At 68.9% G+C, this 20645-nt stretch carries 19 protein-coding genes; 13 read left to right on the top strand and 6 right to left on the bottom strand.

The window, feature by feature from the left end; translation table 11 throughout:
- The 6 genes from QM019_RS10305 to QM019_RS10280 are packed head-to-tail and all read left to right on the top strand — an operon-like array spanning position 1 to position 5588.
- Positions 1-363, top strand: coding sequence for a holo-ACP synthase (locus tag QM019_RS10305; protein WP_241209140.1), 363 nt, complete (start codon positions 1-3; stop codon positions 361-363).
- Entirely contained in the window at positions 360-2171 is a 1812-nt protein-coding gene (locus QM019_RS10300) for an alanine racemase (protein ID WP_282852914.1), read from the top strand. Before QM019_RS10305 ends, QM019_RS10300 begins: the two co-directional genes overlap by 4 nt.
- A 9-nt stretch (positions 2172-2180) precedes the next feature.
- Positions 2181-2711 carry a tRNA (adenosine(37)-N6)-threonylcarbamoyltransferase complex ATPase subunit type 1 TsaE gene (gene tsaE, locus QM019_RS10295; protein WP_282852913.1) on the top strand — a complete coding sequence of 177 codons (531 nt, stop codon included), beginning with the start codon at positions 2181-2183 and terminating at the stop codon, positions 2709-2711.
- 10 nt (positions 2712-2721) lie between these two features.
- The gene (tsaB, locus tag QM019_RS10290) at positions 2722-3333 is read left to right on the top strand and encodes a tRNA (adenosine(37)-N6)-threonylcarbamoyltransferase complex dimerization subunit type 1 TsaB (RefSeq protein WP_282827577.1); all 612 of its coding nucleotides are present in this window, start codon (positions 2722-2724) and stop codon (positions 3331-3333) included.
- A complete protein-coding gene (tsaD, locus tag QM019_RS10285) occupies positions 3330-4889 on the top strand; it encodes a tRNA (adenosine(37)-N6)-threonylcarbamoyltransferase complex transferase subunit TsaD (RefSeq protein ID WP_282852912.1) in 1560 nt (519 codons plus the stop codon). The genes tsaB and tsaD overlap by 4 nt, the downstream gene beginning before the upstream one ends.
- 30 nt (positions 4890-4919) lie before the next feature.
- The gene (locus tag QM019_RS10280; protein ID WP_282852911.1) at positions 4920-5588 is read left to right on the top strand and encodes a hypothetical protein; all 669 of its coding nucleotides are present in this window, start codon (positions 4920-4922) and stop codon (positions 5586-5588) included.
- Between the two features lie 13 nt (positions 5589-5601).
- On the opposite strand, the gene QM019_RS10275 is transcribed toward QM019_RS10280, so the two are convergent.
- Positions 5602-6807, bottom strand: coding sequence for a class I SAM-dependent methyltransferase (locus QM019_RS10275; RefSeq protein ID WP_282852910.1), 1206 nt, complete (start codon positions 6805-6807; stop codon positions 5602-5604).
- Between the two features lie 160 nt (positions 6808-6967).
- On the opposite strand from QM019_RS10275, the gene groES reads away from it, so the two are divergent.
- The 3 genes from groES to guaB all read left to right on the top strand — a co-directional run bounded on the left by groES (position 6968) and on the right by guaB (position 9947).
- Positions 6968-7261, top strand: coding sequence for a co-chaperone GroES (gene groES / locus QM019_RS10270; protein ID WP_125107029.1), 294 nt, complete (start codon positions 6968-6970; stop codon positions 7259-7261).
- 79 nt (positions 7262-7340) lie between these two features.
- Complete coding sequence (gene rarD, locus QM019_RS10265; RefSeq protein WP_282852907.1) at positions 7341-8321, top strand: EamA family transporter RarD; 981 nt, start codon at positions 7341-7343, stop codon at positions 8319-8321.
- Between the two features lie 123 nt (positions 8322-8444).
- On the top strand, positions 8445-9947 hold the full coding sequence (guaB, locus tag QM019_RS10260) for an IMP dehydrogenase (RefSeq protein ID WP_125107031.1): 1503 nt from the start codon (positions 8445-8447) through the stop codon (positions 9945-9947).
- A gap of 76 nt (positions 9948-10023) precedes the next feature.
- On the opposite strand, the gene QM019_RS10255 is transcribed toward guaB, so the two are convergent.
- From QM019_RS10255 to QM019_RS10235, 5 genes are read right to left on the bottom strand one after another with little or no spacing between them, the layout of a single operon-like run.
- Positions 10024-10941 carry a siderophore-interacting protein gene (locus QM019_RS10255; protein ID WP_282852906.1) on the bottom strand — a complete coding sequence of 306 codons (918 nt, stop codon included), beginning with the start codon at positions 10939-10941 and terminating at the stop codon, positions 10024-10026.
- Positions 10931-11758 carry an ABC transporter ATP-binding protein gene (locus QM019_RS10250; RefSeq protein ID WP_428831965.1) on the bottom strand — a complete coding sequence of 276 codons (828 nt, stop codon included), beginning with the start codon at positions 11756-11758 and terminating at the stop codon, positions 10931-10933. Before QM019_RS10250 ends, QM019_RS10255 begins: the two co-directional genes overlap by 11 nt.
- Positions 11755-12771, bottom strand: coding sequence for a FecCD family ABC transporter permease (locus QM019_RS10245; protein WP_282852905.1), 1017 nt, complete (start codon positions 12769-12771; stop codon positions 11755-11757). The genes QM019_RS10250 and QM019_RS10245 overlap by 4 nt, the downstream gene beginning before the upstream one ends.
- Entirely contained in the window at positions 12768-13784 is a 1017-nt protein-coding gene (locus tag QM019_RS10240) for a FecCD family ABC transporter permease (protein ID WP_282852903.1), read from the bottom strand. Before QM019_RS10240 ends, QM019_RS10245 begins: the two co-directional genes overlap by 4 nt.
- Positions 13785-13792: 8 nt before the next feature.
- Positions 13793-14812 carry an iron-siderophore ABC transporter substrate-binding protein gene (locus tag QM019_RS10235; protein WP_282852902.1) on the bottom strand — a complete coding sequence of 340 codons (1020 nt, stop codon included), beginning with the start codon at positions 14810-14812 and terminating at the stop codon, positions 13793-13795.
- A 342-nt stretch (positions 14813-15154) separates the two neighbouring features.
- Between QM019_RS10235 and QM019_RS10230 the strand changes: the two genes are divergently transcribed.
- From QM019_RS10230 to QM019_RS10215, 4 genes are all read left to right on the top strand, one after another.
- Entirely contained in the window at positions 15155-16780 is a 1626-nt protein-coding gene (locus QM019_RS10230; protein WP_282852901.1) for a peptide ABC transporter substrate-binding protein, read from the top strand.
- 120 nt (positions 16781-16900) lie between these two features.
- A complete protein-coding gene (locus QM019_RS10225) occupies positions 16901-17830 on the top strand; it encodes an ABC transporter permease (protein WP_125107037.1) in 930 nt (309 codons plus the stop codon).
- Positions 17820-18770, top strand: coding sequence for an ABC transporter permease (locus QM019_RS10220; RefSeq protein WP_125107038.1), 951 nt, complete (start codon positions 17820-17822; stop codon positions 18768-18770). The genes QM019_RS10225 and QM019_RS10220 overlap by 11 nt, the downstream gene beginning before the upstream one ends.
- Complete coding sequence (locus tag QM019_RS10215; protein ID WP_282852899.1) at positions 18767-20527, top strand: dipeptide ABC transporter ATP-binding protein; 1761 nt, start codon at positions 18767-18769, stop codon at positions 20525-20527. Before QM019_RS10220 ends, QM019_RS10215 begins: the two co-directional genes overlap by 4 nt.
- The last annotated feature ends 118 nt before the right edge of the window (positions 20528-20645 follow it).

The following is a 20645-nucleotide window of genomic DNA, read 5'->3' as shown; positions in this document are numbered from 1 at the left end:
ATGTCGCTGATTTTCGGAATTGGCGTCGACACCGTCGAGCACGTTCGCGTCGAGCGGGCGCTCCGCGTGCCGCGCTTCGCCGAACGCATCTTCGCCGAGGCCGAACTCGCGCTACCGCTCACGAGCATTTCCGCTCGCTGGGCGGCGCGTGAAGCCGCGGTGAAGGCGCTCGGCGGCCTGCACGGACTCACCCTGCGCGAACTCGAGGTGCGCCGGACCCACCTTGGCGCGCCCTCGTTCGTCGGCGGCGACAAGCTTGACGGTGTCCTCGCTCGTCTCGGGGTGGGGCGCCTCCACCTCTCTATCTCGCACGATCGCGACGTGTCGACGGCTTTTGTCGTCGCGGAAGGAGCAGCGTCGTGACCCAGCGCGCCCCGGCCCCGCGTATCCACGTCGACCTCGACGCGGTGCGCCATAACCTGCAGGCCTTTTCTCACGCGGTGCAGGTGCCCGTGATTGCCATCGTCAAGGCAAACGCGTACGGGCACGGCATGGTCGAGGTCGGCCGCGCTGCGCTCGCGGCAGGGGCGAGCGCGCTCGGCGTCGCCGACGTCGACGAGGCGCTCGCGCTGCGTGCCGCCGGCATCACGGCGCCCGTGATCGCGTGGCTAGATGCCCCGAGCATCGACTTCGGCGCGGCCGTCGAGGCCGGCGTTGAGCTCGGCTTCTCGAGCCCGCAGCACCTCGCGATGCTCGCCGGCTGGATCGAACGCGAGGGCCGCGTCGACGGCCCCGCACTGGTGCACATCAAGCTCGACACGGGCCTCGGCCGCAACGGCGTACGCGAGCCCGACTGGCCAGCGATGTTCACGCTCGCGAGCGAGTACGAGGCACGCGGGTACCTCGAGGTGCGCGGCCTCATGAGCCACTTCTCAGGCACGAGTGACGCCGACGATGCCGATCAGATCGCGGCCTTCGACCGCGCCGCCGCCCTCGCCGAGACCTTCGGGCTGCAGCCGAGCTTGCGCCACCTCGCGGCGACCGCCGGCGCGCTGAAGTTCCCCGAGGCCCGCTACGACGCGACGCGACTCGGCATCGCGCTCTACGGACTCGACCCCGTCGCCCCCGAGGCCCGCTGCGGCCTCGACCTGCGCCCGGCCCTGACGCTGACGGCGCACGTGCGCCGCTACGACGTTGACGACATGCCGCGCTGGCTGCTCGACGTCGGCCAGGTTGATGGGCTGCTGCCGGTCGCCGAGGGCGAGCTGCTGTTGCAGGACGAGGCGGGGGAGCGCTGGCGCCTCGAGCGCGTCGACGCCTGTCACTGCGTGGTGACGCCGCTCGGCGACGTCGAGGGCAGCGCGCACCGCCGCGTCACCGTCATCGGTGGCACCGCATCCGCCGACGACTGGGCCGCCGCCTCGGGCACCATCAACTACGAGGTGACGACGCGGCTCAGCGCGCGCATCGCCCGCGAGTACCACGGCGGCGTGGCGGAGCACCCGAGTCACTCGGCGCGGCGCCGCCGCACGCCCGAGCGCCCGGCCTCGGCGTCGCCGCTGCCCGAGTTCGTGATCGACGATGCCGAGCTCGCCGCCCGGCTGCAGGAGCTCGCCGAGACGGGCACGGCGCTCGACCTCACCGCCGACGCCTACGGCCTCGGCCTCGAGCGCGTGCTCGGGCTCGCGGCCGGCCTGCGTCTGAAGTACCTCGTGCGTCGGCCGCACGACCTCGCCGCCTTGCGCGACTTCGGGGTGTCGGCGTCGGTCGAGCCGTTTGCGCCCGCCGCGACGCGTGCCGCCTACGGGCTGGCCGAAGACACCCGCGTGCCGGGCGTGCTGCGCAGCGAGCTCGCGCAGATCAAGCGCGTGCACGAGGGCCAGGGCGTGAGCTACGGCTACGAGTGGCACGCGAGCGAGACCACCACGATCGGCCTCGTGCCGGTGGGCTACGCGGATGCGACTCCCCGCTCGGCCGCGCACCGCGCCGAGCTGCTCGTGCGCGAGACCCCTGCGCCGCTCGTCGGCCGCGTCGCGATGGATCAAGTCGTTGTCAACCTCGGCGACCGCGACGGCGCCCCGGGCGAACCCGTGCGACTTTGGGGCCCCCGCCCGAGCGACTTCAGCCTGCAGGATTGGGCAAACTGGACCGGCCTGTGTGTCGAGGGGCTTATCGCCGGCCTCGGCACGCGGGTGCAGCGCCGCTCGGCCCGCGACAACGAGGCTGTGTAGGGTGCGGGCATGACGCGAATCGAGACCTCTGGCGACATGGAACGCCTCGGCGCTGCGCTCGCGCGCGTGCTGCGCCGCGGCGACGTCCTCGTGCTCAACGGGCCGCTCGGCGCCGGCAAGACGACGCTCGTGCGCGGCCTCGGCGAGGCGCTCGGCGTGCGCGGCGCGGTCGCGAGCCCGACGTTCGTGATCGCTCGCACGCATCCCTCGCTCGGCGACGGCCCCGCGCTCATTCACGTCGACGCGTACCGCCTCGCCTCGGCGCTCGAACTCGACGACCTCGACCTCGACCTCGACTCGGCCGTCACGGTGATCGAGTGGGGCAGGGAGGTCGTCGGCGCGATCACCGACGAGTGGCTCGAGCTCGAACTCGAGCGGCCCCGCGCTGGGCAGACCGACCCGGTCCCCGGCGCGTCGAACGACCCGGATGCGGCGGTCGAAGAACCCCGCGAGGTCGCGGTGCACGCGGTCGGCGACCGCTTCGCGGGCCTCTCGGTTGAGGCGCTCCTCGCCGACGGCGGGGCCGCGTCGCCCGCGTAGACTTGGCGCCATGCTGCTCGCCATCGACACCTCTGCCGGAACCGACGTCGCCGTCGTGAGTGACCAGGGCCGCGTCATCGGCGAGTTCCGCGAGCCGAGCTCGCGCCACCACGCCGAGGTCATCGGCGCGGCGATCGTGACGGCGCTCGAGACAGCCGGCATCACAGCGGCCGAGATTACCGACGTCGTCTGCGGCATGGGCCCAGGCCCCTTCACCGGCCTGCGCGTCGGCGTGGCCGCGGCGCGCACCTTCGCGTTCGCGCGCGGCCTGCCCCTGCATCCGATGCCGAGCCACGACGCGATCGCTCACGAGTGGCGCCACGAGCACCCCGCCAACACGGGCTCACTGCTCGTCACGACCGATGCCCGCCGCCGCGAGCTCGCCCTGAGCCACTACCCGGCGGGTTCGGTGCTCGCAGACGGCGGCTTCCAACTCGTCGCGCCCGACGCCGTGCCTGAGGCCGAGGCCAGGGCGGATGCGCGCCAGGTCTCGGCCGCGCACCTCGCCCTCGCGTGGCTCGCGCGGCAGGAACAAGGCGTGCCGGCCGACGCTGACGAGATTCTTTACCTGCGCGCGCCGGACGCGAAGCCCGGCGCCGTGCCGAAGCGGGTGACCGCGTGAGCGTGCAGCTGCGGGAGGCGACCGTCGACGACCTCGACGGGATGGTCGCGCTCGACCTCGAGATGTTTCCGCTCGACCACTGGAGCGCGTCGGGCATGCACGACGAGCTCCGCAGCGAGCACACGCACTACGTCGTGCTCGAACGCGACGGCGCGCTCGTCGGCGCCGCTGGCGTGCTCGCCGCGCAGGGGGCGGGCGAGGCGGATGTGCAGACGATCGCCGTGCGACCGGAGCTACGCCGCGGTGGCTGGGGCACACGCCTACTGCGCGAACTGCTCGCCTGGGCCCGCTCGCGCGGCGCACAGCGCGTCTTTCTGGAAGTGCGCGAATCGGGCGCTCCCGCGCGCGCCCTCTACGCCGCCCTCGGCTTCACCGAAATCGGGCGGCGCGACAACTACTACCGCAAGGAACGGGAGGCCGCGATCGTGATGCGAGCCGACATCGACACGGCGCTCAGCGCGGCCGACGCGCGCCTCGAACCGGCGCGCGAGCCGCTCGTGCTCGGCATCGAGACGAGCTGCGACGAAACCGGCGTCGGCATCGTGCGCGGCACGATGCTGCTCACGAACTCGGTCGCCTCGTCGATGGACGAGCACGCGAAGTTCGGCGGCGTCGTGCCCGAGGTCGCGGCGCGCGCCCACGCCGACTCAATGGTGCACGTGCTGCAGCAGGCCCTCGACGAGGCCGGCGTGACGCTCGACGAGCTCGACGCCATCGCCGTGACCGCGGGACCGGGCCTCGCCGGCGCACTCATGGTCGGCGTCGGCGCAGCGAAGGCGCTCGCGGTTGCGACCAGCAAGCCGCTCTACGGCGTGAACCACCTCGTCGGCCATGTCGCGGCCGACCTGCTGCGCGAGGGCGGCGACCCCGTCGAGTTTCCAACCATCGCGCTGCTCGTCTCGGGCGGCCACACTTCGCTGATCCGCGTCGACTCACTCACGGGCGACTCCGAGCTGCTCGGCGAGACGATCGACGACGCCGCCGGCGAGGCCTTTGACAAGGTCGCCCGCGTGCTCGGCCTGCCGTACCCCGGTGGCCCGCAGATCGACCGCGTCGCGGCCGAGGGCAACCCGAAGGCGTTCCGCTTCCCCCGCGGACTGTCGCGCGCATCCGACCTCGAGCGGCACCGCTACGACTTCTCGTTCTCGGGGCTGAAGACGGCCGTCGCGCGCGAGGTCGAGCGTTTCGAGGATGCGGGGGAGCAGGTGCCCGTCGCCGACATCGCCGCGTCGTTCCGCGAGGCCGTCGCCGACGTGCTCGTGACTAAGGCGCTCGCGGCGTGCCGCGACCTCGGCATTCCGCGGTTGCTGCTCGGCGGCGGCGTCGCCGCGAACGCGCGGGTGCGCGAGCTCACCGCAGAGCGGAGCGCCGAGGCGGGCGTGCAGCTGCACATCCCGCCGCTGTCGCTCTGCACCGACAACGGCGCCATGATCGCCGTGCTCGGTGCCCAGCTTGTGGCCGCGGGGCACGCGCCGTCGCCGGTCGACTTCGCTGCCGACTCGACGTTGCCGATGACCCAGGCACAACTCACGGAATCTTCGAGCCTGACAATTTAGGATGATCGCGATGGCGAAGGGAGCATGTCGATGACTGACAGCGGGGGCGCAAACACGCAGCGGCCACACGGTGAGGAAGAACAGGTTGTGCCGGCCGCGGGCGGCACGTTTGGTGTCACCGACGACCGCTCTGACTTCGGCCGGGGCCCGATTCACCCGCGCGAGGCGGGCGACAACGGTGAGGCCGACGACAGCGACACCCTCGACGTCGATGGCCTCATGAACGACGAGTACACCGACCGGGTGCAGCACCCCGAGCACCGCGAATACGGCGACTACGCGGGTGGGCAGCCGCCACTCGCCGGTCAGCCGGTGTCGCAGCAGGCCCAGCACCAGCAGGGCCAGCAGGCCCAGCCGCAGCCGGGTGGGTACGGCGCTCCGCCGACCCAGCAGCAGGGCTACGGCCAGCCGCGCGAGCAGGAGTTTGCGCCGACGCAGTTCGGCGCGCCCGCGGCCGGGGCTGCGCGGCCCACGTTCTCGTACGTCGGCCTCGCGCTCGCGCTCATCGCGCTGATCCTGCTTTGCTTCCCCGGCATTGTGTGGATCATCGCGGGTGCGCTCGGCGTCATTGGCCTGGTCATCTCGGTTGTTGCGATGAGTCGCGAGCCGAACGGAAAGGCGCTCGCCGGCATCGGCATTGCGGGCAGCGCGATTGCGATTGCGATTGCGATCGCGACCGCGATCGTTGTCGCGATGTAACTAGCCCGCGGGGCTAGGCGCGGTCGGCGAGGATCGCGACGCGGCGCTCGTCGACGCGCGTGCAGATCAGCGTCGCGGCGTTGTCGCCGCGAGGCTGCAGCTCCTTGCGCAACTTTGCCGGGTCGAGGTCGACGCCACGCTTCTTGATCTCGAGCCGGCCGATGCCGAGGTCGCGCAGCCGCTTCTTCAGCGAGCTCGCGTGGAGCGGCAGCACCTCGCGCACGCGAAACACCTGCGCGAAGGGAGTCTCGTGCAACTCGGGCGCGGTCACCCAGGCGATTTCGGGCGAGATCATGTGCCCACCAAGGAGTCCCGCCAATTCGCCGATGAACCGGCCGCGGATGAGCGCCGGGTCGGGCTCGTAGAGAAACTCGCCGAGCTCGCCGACGGGCGCATCCTCGCTCGCTGCGCCGGCTGACGTGAGTTCGTGGGCGCCGTCGCGCAGGACGAGCGCGCTGCGGCGCACGCCGGCGCGCGCCGTGGCGCCGAGCCATACGGCGCACTCGACGAGTTCGCCTTCGACCGACAGCCACTGCGTCTCCACTGGCCTCGATGCGGTGCTCGGCGGGAGCAGTTCGTGGGGCATCGCGGGGCCGAGTTTCACGCCGGCCGCCCGGCCGTTCGCGGCGACATCGAAGGCGAAGCCGAGCGAGGGGCGCCAGTCGTCGGGGTCAGCGAGGCGCCGGGTGCCGCCGCGCGACTCGGTGCGGCGGGCGGGGTCGAGGAACACACCCTCGACGCCATCGAGGTTTGTGGCCTCGGCCGTCGAATGCTCGACGCGCGCGTTCGAGAACGGCGCGAGGTTGAAGCTCGCGATGGCGGCGGTCAGCTCGTCGGCGTCGACCGAGAGCAGGTCGAAGCCGAGCGACGCGAACGCGAGCGAGTCGGCGCCGATGCCGCAGCCGAGGTCGGCGAGGGTGCGCACCTCGGCCCGGCGAAACCGGTCGGCGTGCCGCGCCGCGACCTGCAGCCGGGTCGCCTGCGCGAGCCCGGCATCCGTGAAGAGCATGTTCGCGGCGAACTTGCCGAACTTCGCGCGCGCCCGCCGGCGCAGCTGCAGCTGCGTGAGCACGACGGCGCTCGTGTGCGCGTCGACGCCGGCCTTGCGCAGCGTCATGACCGCGCCGACGGCGTCGCTCACCGTGTCGAGCTCGGCGTACTCGTCGAGCAAGCGCAGGGCCTCCGGGGTGAGCAGCACTTCCAGGTCGTCGCGATTCACCCTGCCTACCGTACTTGCAGGCGGGAGCCTTCGCTCTGGGCGTACGCTCGGGCGGCTGGGTGGCACCATCAGGGAGCACCCAATACACTCGAGTTAGCACCCTCAGGGTGAGAGTGCTAACTTCAAACTTGCACAGCTCGTCAAGAGAAAGAGGATTGCCGTGTCGGTGAACATTCAGCCGCTCGAAGATCGCATTGTCATCCAGCAGGTCCAGGCCGAGCAGACCACCGCGTCGGGTCTCGTGATTCCTGACACCGCCAAGGAGAAGCCGCAGGAGGGCGAGGTTGTCGCCGTCGGCCCCGGCCGCTTCGACGAAGACGGCGAGCGCATCCCCATGGATGTCGCCGTTGGCGACAAGGTCATCTACTCGAAGTACGGTGGCACCGAGGTGAAGTACGCCGGTGAGGACTACCTCATCCTTTCGGCTCGCGACGTGCTCGCGAAGATCGCCTAGGCTACTCGCGTAACGACCAGGCGGGCTCCCGGAATACCGGGGGCCCGCCTTTGTTGTTGCTTCGGCGTATGCTGCCGAAGTGACCAACTCTGCCGCCAGCCCCGCATCCGCACCGGAGCGATCGGGGTCGACGCAGACGACCGGCCTCATTCTCGGCATCTCGTCGTTCGCGGTGTGGGGCCTGCTGCCGCTCTACCTGCAAACGGTGAAGCCGACGAGCACCTTTGAGATCATCGCGTGGCGCATCGTCCTCTCGGTCGTCTTCTGCTTCGCGGTGCTGCTGGTTGCACGCCGCTGGGGTGCGTTCATGCGCATCGTTAAGAACTGGCGTTCGATGCTCTTCCTCGGCCTCGCGAGCCTCGCCGTGTTCGCGAACTGGACGCTCTACGTGCTCACGGTCGAGGTCGGGCGCTCGCTCGAGGGCTCGCTCGGGTACTACCTCAATCCGCTCATCTCGATGCTGCTCGGCATGGTGTTTCTGCGCGAGCGGCTGCGGCCGCTGCAGTGGGTCGCGGCCGCGCTCGCGACGGCATCGTTCATCGTCATGGTGGTCGCCTACGGCGAGCCGCCGTGGCTTTCGCTCGCGATCGCGTGCTCGTTCGCGATCTATGGCCTGCTGAAAAAGCAGGTGAGTCGGAGCGTCGACCCGATCGCCGGGCTCACGATGGAGACACTCTGGCTCGCGCCGGTCGGCATCGGCATCCTCATCTTCATCGAGGTGACCAGCGGGCTGACGATGGGCCGCGTGTCGGGCAGCCACACCACGATGCTGCTGCTCGCGGGCGTCATGACGAGCGTGCCGCTGCTGCTGTTCGCCGCGGCCACCGCGCGCCTGAGCCTCGTCGAAGTGGGCATCGTGCAGTACGTCGCGCCGACCATGCAATTCATCTTCGGCGTCGTGCTGCTGCACGAGCCGATGCCGCCCGAGCGCTGGCTCGGTTTCGGCCTGGTGTGGCTCGGCCTCGTGTTCTTCACGATCGACCTCGTGATCGATGTTGGGCGACGCCGCCGACGCACCAGGGTCGAGCCCGACCCGACCGGCGAGATCAACGTCGTCTGAGCATCCGGTACCACCCGGGCCCGACCCCGGGAATGCCCCGCGCCGCCCCTACGTTGGGTCGTACCATGGAGATACGCGCCCGCGTCCTCGGCGGGCGATCACTACCGCGTTTGCAGGAGCAAAATGACTGAGCACGATCCCTTCGGCTTTACCGGACTCACCTATGACGATGTGTTGCTGCTTCCGGAAGAAACCGATGTGATTCCGTCTGAGGTAGACACGACCACGCAGCTCACCCGCAACATCTCGGTCAAGGTGCCCCTCGTCTCGGCGGCCATGGACACCGTGACCGAGTCACGGCTCGCGATTGCGATGGCTCGCCAGGGTGGTCTCGGCATCATCCACCGCAATGCCTCGATTCAGGACCAGTCCGACATGGTCGACCGCGTGAAGCGGTCGGAGTCAGGCATGATCACGAACCCCATCACGACCTCGGCCGACGCGACCGTCGCCGACGTCGACGAGATCTGCGGCCAGTTCCGCATCTCGGGCCTGCCCGTCGTCGACGAGGCCGGCAAGCTCGTCGGCATCATCTCGAACCGCGACATGCGTTTCGTTGCCGAGAGCGAGAAGGCGACCACGAAGGTGCACGAGGTGATGACGTCGGAGGGCCTCATCACCGGCCCTGTCGGTATCAGTGGCGACGACGCGTTCCGCCTGCTCGGCCAGCACCGCATCGAGAAGCTACCGCTCGTCGACGAGGCCGGCATTCTGCGTGGCCTCGTGACGGTGAAGGACTTCGACAAGCGCGACAAGTACCCGCTGGCGACGAAGGATGCGATCAGCCGCCTGCGCGTCGGCGCGGCCATCGGCTTCTTCGGCGACGCCTGGGAGCGCGCGGGCTCGCTGCTCGACGCCGGTGTCGACGTCATCGTCGTCGACACCGCGAACGGCCACTCGCGCGGCGAGATCGACATGATCCGCAAGCTCAAGAACGATCCGGCGTTCAAGGACGTCGACATTATCGGCGGCAACGTCGCGACCCGCGAGGGCGCCGCGGCGCTCGTCGAGGCGGGCGCGGATGCGGTCAAGGTCGGCGTCGGCCCCGGCTCGATCTGCACCACGCGCATCGTCGCGGGCGTCGGCGTGCCCCAGATCACCGCGATCTACGAGGCCTCGAAGGCGACGCGCGGCACCGGCGTGCCGGTCATCGCCGACGGTGGCCTGCAGTTCTCGGGCGACATCGCGAAGGCGCTCGTCGCTGGCGCGAACGCCGTCATGCTCGGCTCGCTGCTCGCGGGCACCGACGAGGCGCCCGGCGACCTCATCTTCGTCAACGGCAAGCAGTACAAGTCGTATCGCGGAATGGGCTCGCTCGGCGCGATGCAGACTCGCGGCAAGAAGACCTCGTACTCGCGCGACCGGTACTTCCAGGCCGACGTGCCGAGCGACGACGAGCTCATCGCCGAGGGCATCGAGGGCAAGGTGCAGTACCGCGGCACGGTGCGTCAGAACGTGTTTCAGCTCACCGGCGGCCTGCACCAGTCGATGTTCTACGTCGGCGCCCGCACGATCCCCGACCTGCAGTCGCGCGGCCGCTTCGTGCGAATCACCCCGGCGGGCCTCAAAGAGAGCCACCCCCACGACGTGCAGATGGTCATGGAGGCCCCGAACTACAAGAAGTAGGCGCTCGCGCAGGGCTGGCGGCGCACTCGCGGCTGGCCCCGCGCATTCGCGATCTCTGCCTTGTTGAGGGGTGCGGCTAGTTTTCAGCGCGGCCGAGGCGCCAGTAGCCCATGAAGGCGACGGTGCGCTTGTCGATGCCACGCTCGCCGACGAGGTGCCGGCGCAGCGTCTTCACGGCATTCGACTCGCCCGCAAGCCAGGTGTAGAGCGAGGTCTGCTCGAGCGCGGCGCCGCCCTTTGCGGTGCGCGGCACTTCCCAGAGCAGGTCGGTGTCGAGGTTGATCTCGGTGAGGGTCTGCGGCGTGCCCTCGGGCGCGAGCTCGGCTGCGGCGCACTCGACGGCCGGGACGAGCGCCGCACCGTGCTCGGCTCCGGCCCGCGCCACGGCGCGCACCTCAAAGCCGGGATGCGCGGGGAAGTACGCGGCGTCGGCGGCCGACTCGACCTCGACGACCGCGACACCCCGAGCATCCGCCGGCAGCTGCTCGAGCATCACCGCGATCGCGGGTGCCGCCGTCTCGTCGCCGATGAGCAGGTACTGCTCGGTGCGCGCCGGCGGCACGAAGTCGACCCCGCCGGGCTCGCCGTCGAAGCGCGCATCCGGGCCGAGCAGCACGAGCTCGTCGCCCTCGGCGGCGCCCTCAAGCCAGCGCGAGGCGGGCCCGGTGCCGCCCGGGTGCACGACGAGGTCGACATCGACTTCGCTCAGCTCGGGTCGCACATAGCGCGTCGTGTAGGTGCGGATGGGCGGGCGCGCGTCCTCGGGCAGCGCGCGCCAGTCGCCATACCAGTCGGTCGAGCCGAGCAGCGTGCGCGCATCCGCGGTCGGCGTCGAGAACAGCAGCTTGATGCGCTGGTCCCAGCCCGGGTCGCCGAAGTGACCGAGCGACTCGTCGACGAACGTGACCCGGCGGAATCCGGGCGAGATGTCGCGCACCGCGGTGACGCGCACCGGGAACAGGGCGAACGGGGCGACGGTGGTGCTAACGGGCATGGCTTCCTCCGGTGGGGTCGATGTGGTGGCGACCGACGGGCAGCACGAGCGGTGCGCCCGAGACCGGGTCGTCGATGACGCGCGAGGTCATGTCGTACACCTCGGCCATGGTGGCCTCGGTGACGACCTCGCGCGGGGTGCCGGTGGCGACGATTTTGCCGCCGCGCATGGCGATGAGGTGGTCGGCGTAGCGGGCGGCGAGGTTCACGTCGTGGAGCACCATGACGATGGTCGTGCCGCGCTCGCGGTTGAGGTCGGTGAGCAGGTCGAGTACCTCGTACTGGTGTGTCACGTCGAGGAATGTCGTCGGCTCGTCGAGCAGCAGCACGTCGGTGCGCTGCGCGAGGGCCATCGAGATCCACACGCGCTGCCGCTGGCCGCCCGAGAGCTCGTCGACGGCCCGCCCCGCGAGCTCGGTGACGCCGGTCGCGGCGAGGGCATCGGCGACCACCGCGTCGTCGTCGGCCGCGTGGGTCTGAAACGCCCGGTGATGTGGGTGCCGGCCGCGCGCGACGAGGTCGTAGACCGTGATGCCCTCGGGCGCGATCGGCTGTTGGGGGAGCAGCCCGAGCTGGCGCGCCAGCTCTTTCGACGGTGTCGCGGCGACGTCGCGGCCGTCGAGCACGACGCTGCCCGCGAGCGGCTTGAGTACGCGCACGAAGGTCTTGAGCAGGGTCGACTTACCGCAGGCGTTGGCGCCGAGGATCACCGTGATTTCGCCGGGCGGGATGCGCACGGTCGCGTCATGGACGATCGCGGTGCGGCCGTAGCCCGCGTCGAGCCCCGACGCTTCGAGCACAAGGGCGTGCTTCGTCACTGGGCCCCCTTTCGGTTGGAGCGGATGAGGAGGTACAAGAAGAACGGCGCGCCCATGAGCCCGGTGACGACGCCGACCGGCAGGCGCACGCCGAGCGCGTGCTGGCCGATGAGCTCGCCCGCGAGCACGAGCACCGCGCCGACGAGCGCCGCGGGCACGATGGGCGAGTGGTTACTGCGGCCGGTGAGGCGCAGCGCGATCGGACCCGACAGGAACGCGACGAACGAGATCGGGCCGGATGCGGCGGTTGCGAACGAGGTGAGGGCGACGGCGAGCAGCATGAGGGTGAGCCGCGAGCGCTGCACCCGTACACCGAGCCCCGTCGCGGCCTCGTCACCAAGCTCCATGGGCAGCAGGTTGTGCTGCAGTGCGAGCACCCCGCCGCCGCACACGGCAAGGGCAATAAGCAGCACGGGGATGTCGTCCCAGCTCGCATTGTTGAGGCTGCCGTTGAGCCAGCGCAGGGCCGCGGGCACGCTGTTCACGTTGCCGTACATGAGTAGGTAGCTTGTCACCGACACGAGCATCGCGCTCACGCCGATGCCGATGAGAATGAGTCGGCCGCCGAAGCCGCCGCGGCGGGCCGCGAGCGCCGCAATTATGGCTGCGACCACGAGCCCGGCGACCACGGAGAGAGCCGACACGGCGGGACCGCTCCACCCCAGCACGAGCAGGCCAAACACCGCGGCGGTGCTCGAGCCCGAGGTGATGCCGATGATGTCGGGGCTCGCGAGGTCGTTGCGCAGCAGGTTCTGGAACACGCAGCCGCTGACGCCGAACGCGACGCCCGCAAGCACCGCAAGCGTGGCCGCGGGCAGGCGCAGCTGTCCGACGTTGAACGACGCTCCCGGCACATCCTGCCCGGCCACGACGGCGAGTACATCGCCGATTGGATAGACGACGTCGCCGATCATCGCGAACGCGACGACGAGGGCGAGGAGGAGCGCGACGAGCACGCCGACCACGAGGTGGTAGCGGCGGGTGCGGGCGCGGCAGGCGAGGTCGAGGGTCATAGTTCGCGCACCTTCGAACGGCGGGCGATGACGATGAGCATGGGCGCGCAGACGAACGCGGTGATGAGACCGACCGCAAGCTCGCCGGGGCGTACGACGACGCGGCCGATCACGTCGGCGAGCAGCAGCAGGGTCGCGCCGCCGAGGGCCGAGAGCGGCACGACCCAGGCCTGGTTCGGGCCGACGAGGAACCGCACGATGTGGGGCACCATGAGCCCGACGAAGCTGATCGGCCCGGCGACCGCGGTGACGGAGGCGCAGAGCAGCACGCCCGAAACGGCGACGAGGATGCGTGTGCGCAGCACGTTCACGCCGAGCCCGGTCGCGGCCTCGTCGCCGAGCGCGAGCGAGTTGAGTGGGCCGAGCGAGAACGCTGCGAGCGCCGCCGCGATGATGAGCAGCGGTGAGATGATCGCGAGTGACTCCCAACTGCCGCGGCCGACCGAGCCGACGGTCCAGTGCCGCCACACGTCGAGCACGTCGCTCTGCGTCAGCGTGACGACGCTGACGAGCGAGGTGAGCACGGCGGTGGTCGCTACGCCGGCCAGCGCGAGCTTGACGGGCGTCGCGCCGCCCGAGCCGAGTGAGGCGATGGCGTAGACGGCGACGGCGGTGACGAGCCCGCCGAGCAGGGCGAACGCGAGGTACTGGGGGAGGGTGGAGAGGCCGAAGGCCGACATGCTCACCACGACGCCGAGCGCGGCGCCAGTGTTGATGCCGAGGATGCCCGGGTCGGCGATGGGATTGCGGGTGAGTGCCTGCATGAGGGCGCCAGAGACGCCGAGCGCGGCGCCCGCGACGAGGGTGAACACGGTGCGGGGGATGCGCTCCTGCACCGCGATTGCACCGATGTCGCTCGGGCCGGCCCTGCCGGTGACGCCGGCCAGGAATTCCTGCCAGCTCACCACGCGGGCACCGAAGGCGAGGGAAAGTGCGGCGGCCACCGCCAGCAGACCGACGAGCAGGAGGAGCCCGAGGAGTCTCCGGCGGCGGCCGATTCGCACGCTGTGCACGCGGGGAACTACTTGACCTTGTCGGCCGCGTCGGCGATCAGCTGCACGTACTCGTCGACACCCCACGGGATCGACAGGGGCGACGGGTTCGCCGAAGCGGCGAGCGCGCCGTCGTTGCCGAGCAGCACGACCGAGCCGTTCTGCACGGCGGGAATCTGACTGATGAGCGGGTCGGCCTGCCATTCGTCGAGGAGCGCCTGGTCGCCGTAGACGACGAGCACGTCGACGTCGTTGAGCTGGTCGATGTTCTCCGCGCTGATGTCGACGTAGAAGCCGTCGGCGGTTTCGGTCGCATCGGCCACCGACTGCGGCACCGAGAGGCCGAGGTCTTCGAGGTAGCCCGCGCGCGGGTCGAGTGACGTGTAGAAGCCGATCTGCGACTCATCGCCGAGGCCGGCGTACATGAACGCGCCGGTCTTGCCGTCGATCTGCGGGTATTCAGCGACCTTCTCGTCGAGCAGCGTCTCGAGCTCGGTCGTGAGTGCTTCGCCCTCGGTGGCCAGGCCCATTGCCTCGGAGTTGTACTTGATCTGGTCGCGCCACGTGGTGGCCCATGCGGTCTCGGGGTAGGCGACGGTGTCCGCGATGTCGCTCAGCGTGCCGTATTCCTCCTCGGTGATGCCCGAGTAGGCGGCGAGGATCACGTCGGGAGCTGTGTTCGCGAGGGCCTCGTAGTCGATACCGTCGGTCTCGTCGAAGAGCACGGGGTCGCCGCCGAGCTCCTCCACCTTCTCCTTCGTCCAGGGCATCATGCCGCTGCCATCCTCAACGCCCCAGGTCTGAGCGCCGAACCCGACGGGCGAGACGCCGAGCGCGAGCGCCGTGTCTTGGTTGGCCCAGCCGACGGCGGCGACGCTCGTCGGCTTCGCGTCGATCGTGGTGGTGCCGAGCGCGTGCTCGATGGTGATGGGGGAGCCAGCCTCGCCGCTCGCGGCGCCGTCGGTGCCGGATGCGGTGCTCGAGCAGGCAGCAAGGGCCAAGGATGCGACAAGAGTCGTGGCAACGGTGGTCACGCGGCGTGCGCGCATGGGGGATCCTTTCGTAGGGACCTCAGGGGAAAGTCACGCGATCGAGGACATTCGAGGGAGCCCGTGTCGGTCGCAACTCAGGTAAGGCTACCCTAATTCACTCCGAGGTTGGGTCGTTGTTGGGTGCACAGAATTACCGAGACGCCGACCAAGAATTGTCGCTTTTGCGTAATCTCACGCATTCGCGTGCAACAAACTTGCAAAGATTTTCACGTTTCCTGAACGACATCTGTGCAATGGGTGAACAACCACCTAAAGTATTCATCCAAAGATCCGGCTTCGGGCAGGCAGAGTTGCACGCCCATCACCACGAAGCCGGCCTCACCCAAGAATTGAGGAAACATGTCGAGACGACCACGACTCCTGCGGGGCTCCATCGCCCTCGCAGCTGCAGGTGCGCTCATGCTGGCTGGCTGCGCCAGCGGCAATACCGGCGGCGATGGTGCGACCGAGGCCGCCACTGGCGACTCATCCGCGATCATCACCACCAACGGTAGCGAGCCCCAGAACCCGCTGATCACCTACGCGACCACCGAAACCGGTGGCGGCAAGATTCTGAGCGCGATGTACGCCGGTCTTGTCAGCTATGACGCCACCGGCGAGTACCAGAACGAGATGGCTGAGTCGATCGAGAGCGACGACGCGACTACCTGGACGATCACGATCAAGCCGGACTGGACCTTCACCAACGGTGAGGCGATCACCGCGCAGACGTACGTGGACACCTGGAACCACGCGGCACAGGACCCTTCGGGTGCCTACTGGTTCGGTAACTTTGAAGGCGCCAGCGAAGACGGCAGCACCGAGCTGACCGGCATCGAGGCCACCGACGACACCACCTTCACCGTCACGCTGAAGGAGCCGGAGGCCGACTTCCCGATCCGCCTCGGCTACACCGCCTACATGCCGCTGCCCTCGGTTGCGTTCGACGACATCGAGGCATTCGGTGAGAACCCGATCGGCAACGGCCCCTACATGCCGGATGGTGAGGACGCCTGGGCCCACGACGAGAGCATGTCGCTCGTCACCAACCCCGACTACTCGGGCAACCGCACGCCGGTCAACGGCGGCGTGAAGTTCGTCTTCTACACCGGTCTCGAGGCCGCCTACGCCGACGCGCAGGGTGGCAACCTCGACGTGCTCGACGCAGTGCCTGACACCGCGTTCAGCACCTACACGACCGACTTCCCGGACCGCAACGTCAACCAGGCGGCTGCGATCTACCAGGGCATCAACATCCCCTTCTACCTCGACCACTTCAAGGACGACGAAGAGGGCAAGCTGCGCCGTGAGGCCATCTCGCTGTCGATCAACCGCCAGGAGATCACCGACACGATCTTCCAGGGCACCCGCACGCCGGCCACCGACTTCACGTCGCCGGTCGTTGAGGGCTACGACGAGAACCTCGAGGGCAACGATGTGCTGAGCTACGACCCCGAGAAGGCGAAGGAACTCTGGGCGCAGGCCGACGAGATCTCGCCGTACGAGGGCACCTTCTACATCTCGTACAACGCCGACGGCGGCCACCAGGCCTGGGTCGACGCAACCGCGAACAGCATCTCGAACACGCTCGGCATCACCGCCGAGGGCGAGTCGTACCCGACCTTCGCCGCGGCCCTTGAGGACCGCGAGGCGCAGAAGCTCGACGGTGCCACCCGCGCCGGCTGGCAGGGTGACTACCCGTCGCAGGGTAACTTCCTCTCGGGTCAGTACCAGACCGGTGCGTCGTCGAACTACGAGGGCTACTCGAACCCAGAGTTCGACAAGAAGGTGCAGGCAGCACTTTCGGCCGCAACGCCTGAGGAAGCGACCGCGCTCTACACCGAGGCCCAGCAGATTCTTCTTGAGGACCTCCCGTCGATCCCGCTCTGGTACTCCAACGCTGTTGGTGTCTGGGGCGAGACCGTAAGCAACGTCACCTTCGGGTGGGACTCGGTGCCGCTCTACGAGCAGATCACCAAGGAATAGCCATTCGTGAACCGGGGTTCGGTTGCTGAGCCAGTGCGCTCGGCAACCGAACCCCGGTTCCATCCGTGCGAACGGGATGCGATCCGTCGCCGTTCGTGACATGTCAAGGAGGAGCCGCCGATGCTTTGGTATCTCGGCCGACGCTTGCTGCAACTCATCCCCGTGTTCTTCGGGGCAACATTCCTGATTTACAGCCTCGTCTTTCTTTTGCCCGGCGACCCGATCGCCGCGCTGTTCGGAGACCGTCAGCCGTCACAAGCGGCCATTGACGCCATCCGGGCGCAGTATCACCTCGATGAACCCTTCATCGCCCAGTACTTCTATTACATTTCGGGCCTCGTCCGCGGTGACTGGGGCACGACCTTCTCGGGTCGCCCTGTCACCGAAGTGATGGCCCACGCCTTCCCCATCACCCTGCGCCTCGCGCTGCTCTCGCTCGCATTCGAAGCTGTCGCGGGCATCCTGATCGGCCTCATCGCTGGCCTGCGCAAGGGCAAGCTCTTCGACGCGAGCGTGCTCGTCGTCAGCCTGCTGCTCATCTCGGTGCCGACGTTCGTCATCGGTTATGTGCTGCAGCTCGTCTTCGCCATCAACCTTGGTTGGGCGCGAACTACCGTGAGCGCCGAAGCGCCTTGGGGCGAGCTGATTCTGCCCGCCATCGTGCTCGCGAGCGCATCCTTCGCCTACATCGTGCGGCTCACGCGCTCGAGCGTCGCCGAAAACATGTCGGCGGACTTCGTGCGAACCGCGACCGCGAAGGGCCTCTCGAGCCGCCGCGTCATCACGGTGCACGTCGTGCGCAACTCGCTCATTCCGGTGATCACGTTCCTCGGCATCGACCTCGGTGCGCTCATGGTCGGCGCAATCGTCACCGAGGGCATCTTCAACATCAACGGTGTCGGCGGCACGGTCTACCGCGCCGTGACCCTCGGTGAGGGGCCGACTGTCGTGTCGTTCGTCGCCATCATGGTGTTGATCTTCATGCTCGCCAACCTCCTCGTCGACCTGCTCTACGCGTGGCTTGACCCAAGGATCCGCTATGCCAAATAACGCTCGTCTGCAGCAAGAACGCTTCGTCGCACCCGTCTCCGAGACTCCGGTGCAGGCGGTCGACGCCGTGCGCACGAGCGGCAAGCCACGCACCACCTGGGGCGACGCCTGGGAGTCGATGCGCCGTCGCCCGATGTTCTGGATCTCGGCGGTGCTCATCGTCATCATCCTGTTCGTCGCCTTCTTCCCCGGCGTCTTCACGAACGAGTCGCCGAACCAGGGCTGCCTGCTCGCGAACAGCGACGGCCTGCCGACCGCCGGCCACCCGTTCGGCTACACCCGCCAGGGTTGTGACGTCTTCGCCCGCGTGCTCTACGGCGCGCAGGCCTCAGTGATCGTCGGCTTCCTCGCGACCCTGATCGTCGTGCTGTTCGGCGGTGTCGTTGGCGCGCTCGCCGGCTACTACGGCGGCTGGCTCGACACGATCATCTCGCGCGTGGGCGACATCTTCTTCGCGATCCCGACCGTCCTCGGCGCCATCGTGCTCATGTCGGCCCTCTCGGGTCGCACCCCGCTGCTCGTCGCCCTCGTGATCTCGCTGTTCGCGTGGCCACAGATCGCGCGCATCATGCGCGGCTCGGTCATGACCGCAAAGCAGTCCGACTACGTGACCGCGTCGATCGCGCTGGGGCTCTCGCGGTTCCGCATCCTGCTGCGTCACGTACTGCCGAACGCGATCGGCCCCGTCATCGCCGTCGCGACGGTGTCGCTCGGTGTCTACATCGTGGCCGAGTCGACCCTGTCGTTCCTCGGTATCGGTCTGCCGCCGAGCACGATGTCGTGGGGTAACGACATTTCGCAGGCACGCGCCTCCCTCAACACCAACCCCCTCGTGCTCGTGTTCCCGGCTGCCGCGCTGTCGCTCACGGTGCTCTCGTTCCTCATGCTCGGTGACGTGGTCACCGACGCGCTCGACCCGAAGGAGCGTGCACGCCGATGACCACCAGCCCAGCAACTACGCCAGAGACGTCGGGCACGGCCGAGACGCCGCTGCTCGAGATCCGCAACCTGCAGGTGAACTTCGAGACGAAGTCGGGCTCGGTGCCCGCCGTACGCGGCGTCGACCTCACGATCTTCCCCGGCCAGTCCGTCGCAATCGTGGGCGAGTCGGGCTCGGGTAAGTCGACCACGGCGCAGTCGATTATTCAGCTGCTGCCCGGCACCGGTCACGTGACCGGTGGTGAGATTCTCTTCGAGGGGCGCGACCTCACGAAGCTGAGCTCGCGCGACATCACCGAGCTGCGCGGCGAGCAGATCGGCTACGTGCCGCAGGACCCGATGTCGAATCTCAACCCGGTATGGACCATCGGGTTCCAGGTTGAGGAGACGATTCGCGCGAACAACGTCGCGCACGGCCGCAAGGCGGTGCGCCAGCGCGCGATCGAGGTGCTCACCGAGGCCGGTCTGCCGGATGCGCAGGCTCGGCTTCGCCAGTACCCGCACGAGTTCTCGGGCGGCATGCGCCAGCGCGCGCTGATCGGTATTGGCATGTCGGCGCGGCCCAAGCTGCTCATCGCCGACGAGCCGACCTCGGCGCTCGACGTCACGGTGCAGCGGCAGATTCTCGACCACCTCGAGAGCCTGACGGCCACGCACGGCACCTCGGTGCTGTTCATCACCCACGACCTCGGCCTCGCGGCCGACCGTGCCGAGCACCTCGTCGTCATGTACAAGGGGCAGGTCGTCGAGTCCGGGCCGTCGCGCGAGATTCTCACCGACCCGCGGCATCCGTACACCAAGCGCCTCGTGAGCGCTGCGCCGAGCCTCGCCTCGAAGCGGCTCGAGGTCGCACGTCAGGACGACATTGACGTGTCGCCGACGGGCGCCATCGAGGCCCACATGCTCGAGCGCGCGGCCGAGCGCGAGGAGCAGGCCGATGAGGTGCCCGCGAGCGAGCCGCCGCTGATTCAGATCAAGGATGCGCAGAAGATCTACAAGCTGCGCACCCGCGGCCTCGCGAAGAAGGAAGTGCGCGCCGTTGACGGTGTGAGCGTCGACGTCGCGCGTGGCACGACCACGGCGATCGTGGGCGAGTCGGGTTCGGGCAAGTCGACGCTTGCGAAGCTGTTCCTGCAGCTCGAGCCGCTGACCTCGGGCAGCATCGAGTTCGACGGTCGCGACATGACGCGACTGAGCCGCAAGGAGCTGCTCGCGTTCCGTCGCCGCGTGCAGCCGGTGTTCCAGGACCCATACGGCACGCTCGACCCGCAGTACAGCGTCGGCAACACGATTGCCGAGCCGATGGCGATTCACGGGGTCGGCACTCCGAAGTCGCGCCGCGAGCGCGTCGAAGAGCTGCTCGAGCAGGTGGCGCTGCCGACCGAGCTACGCGACCGCTACCCGAGCGAGCTTTCGGGCGGTCAGCGACAGCGTGTCGCCGTCGCGCGTGCGCTGGCGCTGCAGCCCGAGGTACTCGTGCTCGACGAGGCCGTTTCGGCGCTCGACGTGCTCGTGCAGGGGCAGATTCTGCAGCTGCTCACGAAGCTCCAACACGAGCTCGGCTTGACGTACCTGTTCATCACGCACGACCTCGCGGTTGTGCGTCTGGTGGCCGACAATGTCTGCGTGATGCGCCAGGGCCAGATCGTCGAGCGGGGCACGACCGACGAGCTCTTCGACAACCCGCGTGAGGAGTACACGCAACGCCTACTTGAGGCGATCCCCGGCGCGAGCTTCGAGTTCGCCACCGAGGCCTAACCCTCAGCACCACCGGCTGCCGCCCGCTGCTTCCCCGGAAGCCGGGCGGCAGCCCCCGTTTCCTGCTGGGTGAGGGGGGTTGAGTGGTCGTTTTTTGTAGTTCTGGCACCGCCAGAAC

The organism is Gulosibacter sediminis (assembly GCF_030011715.1).
GTDB classification, from domain to species: Bacteria; Actinomycetota; Actinomycetes; order Actinomycetales; family Microbacteriaceae; genus Gulosibacter; species Gulosibacter sediminis.
This window is presented reverse-complemented; position numbering and strand designations above follow the sequence as displayed.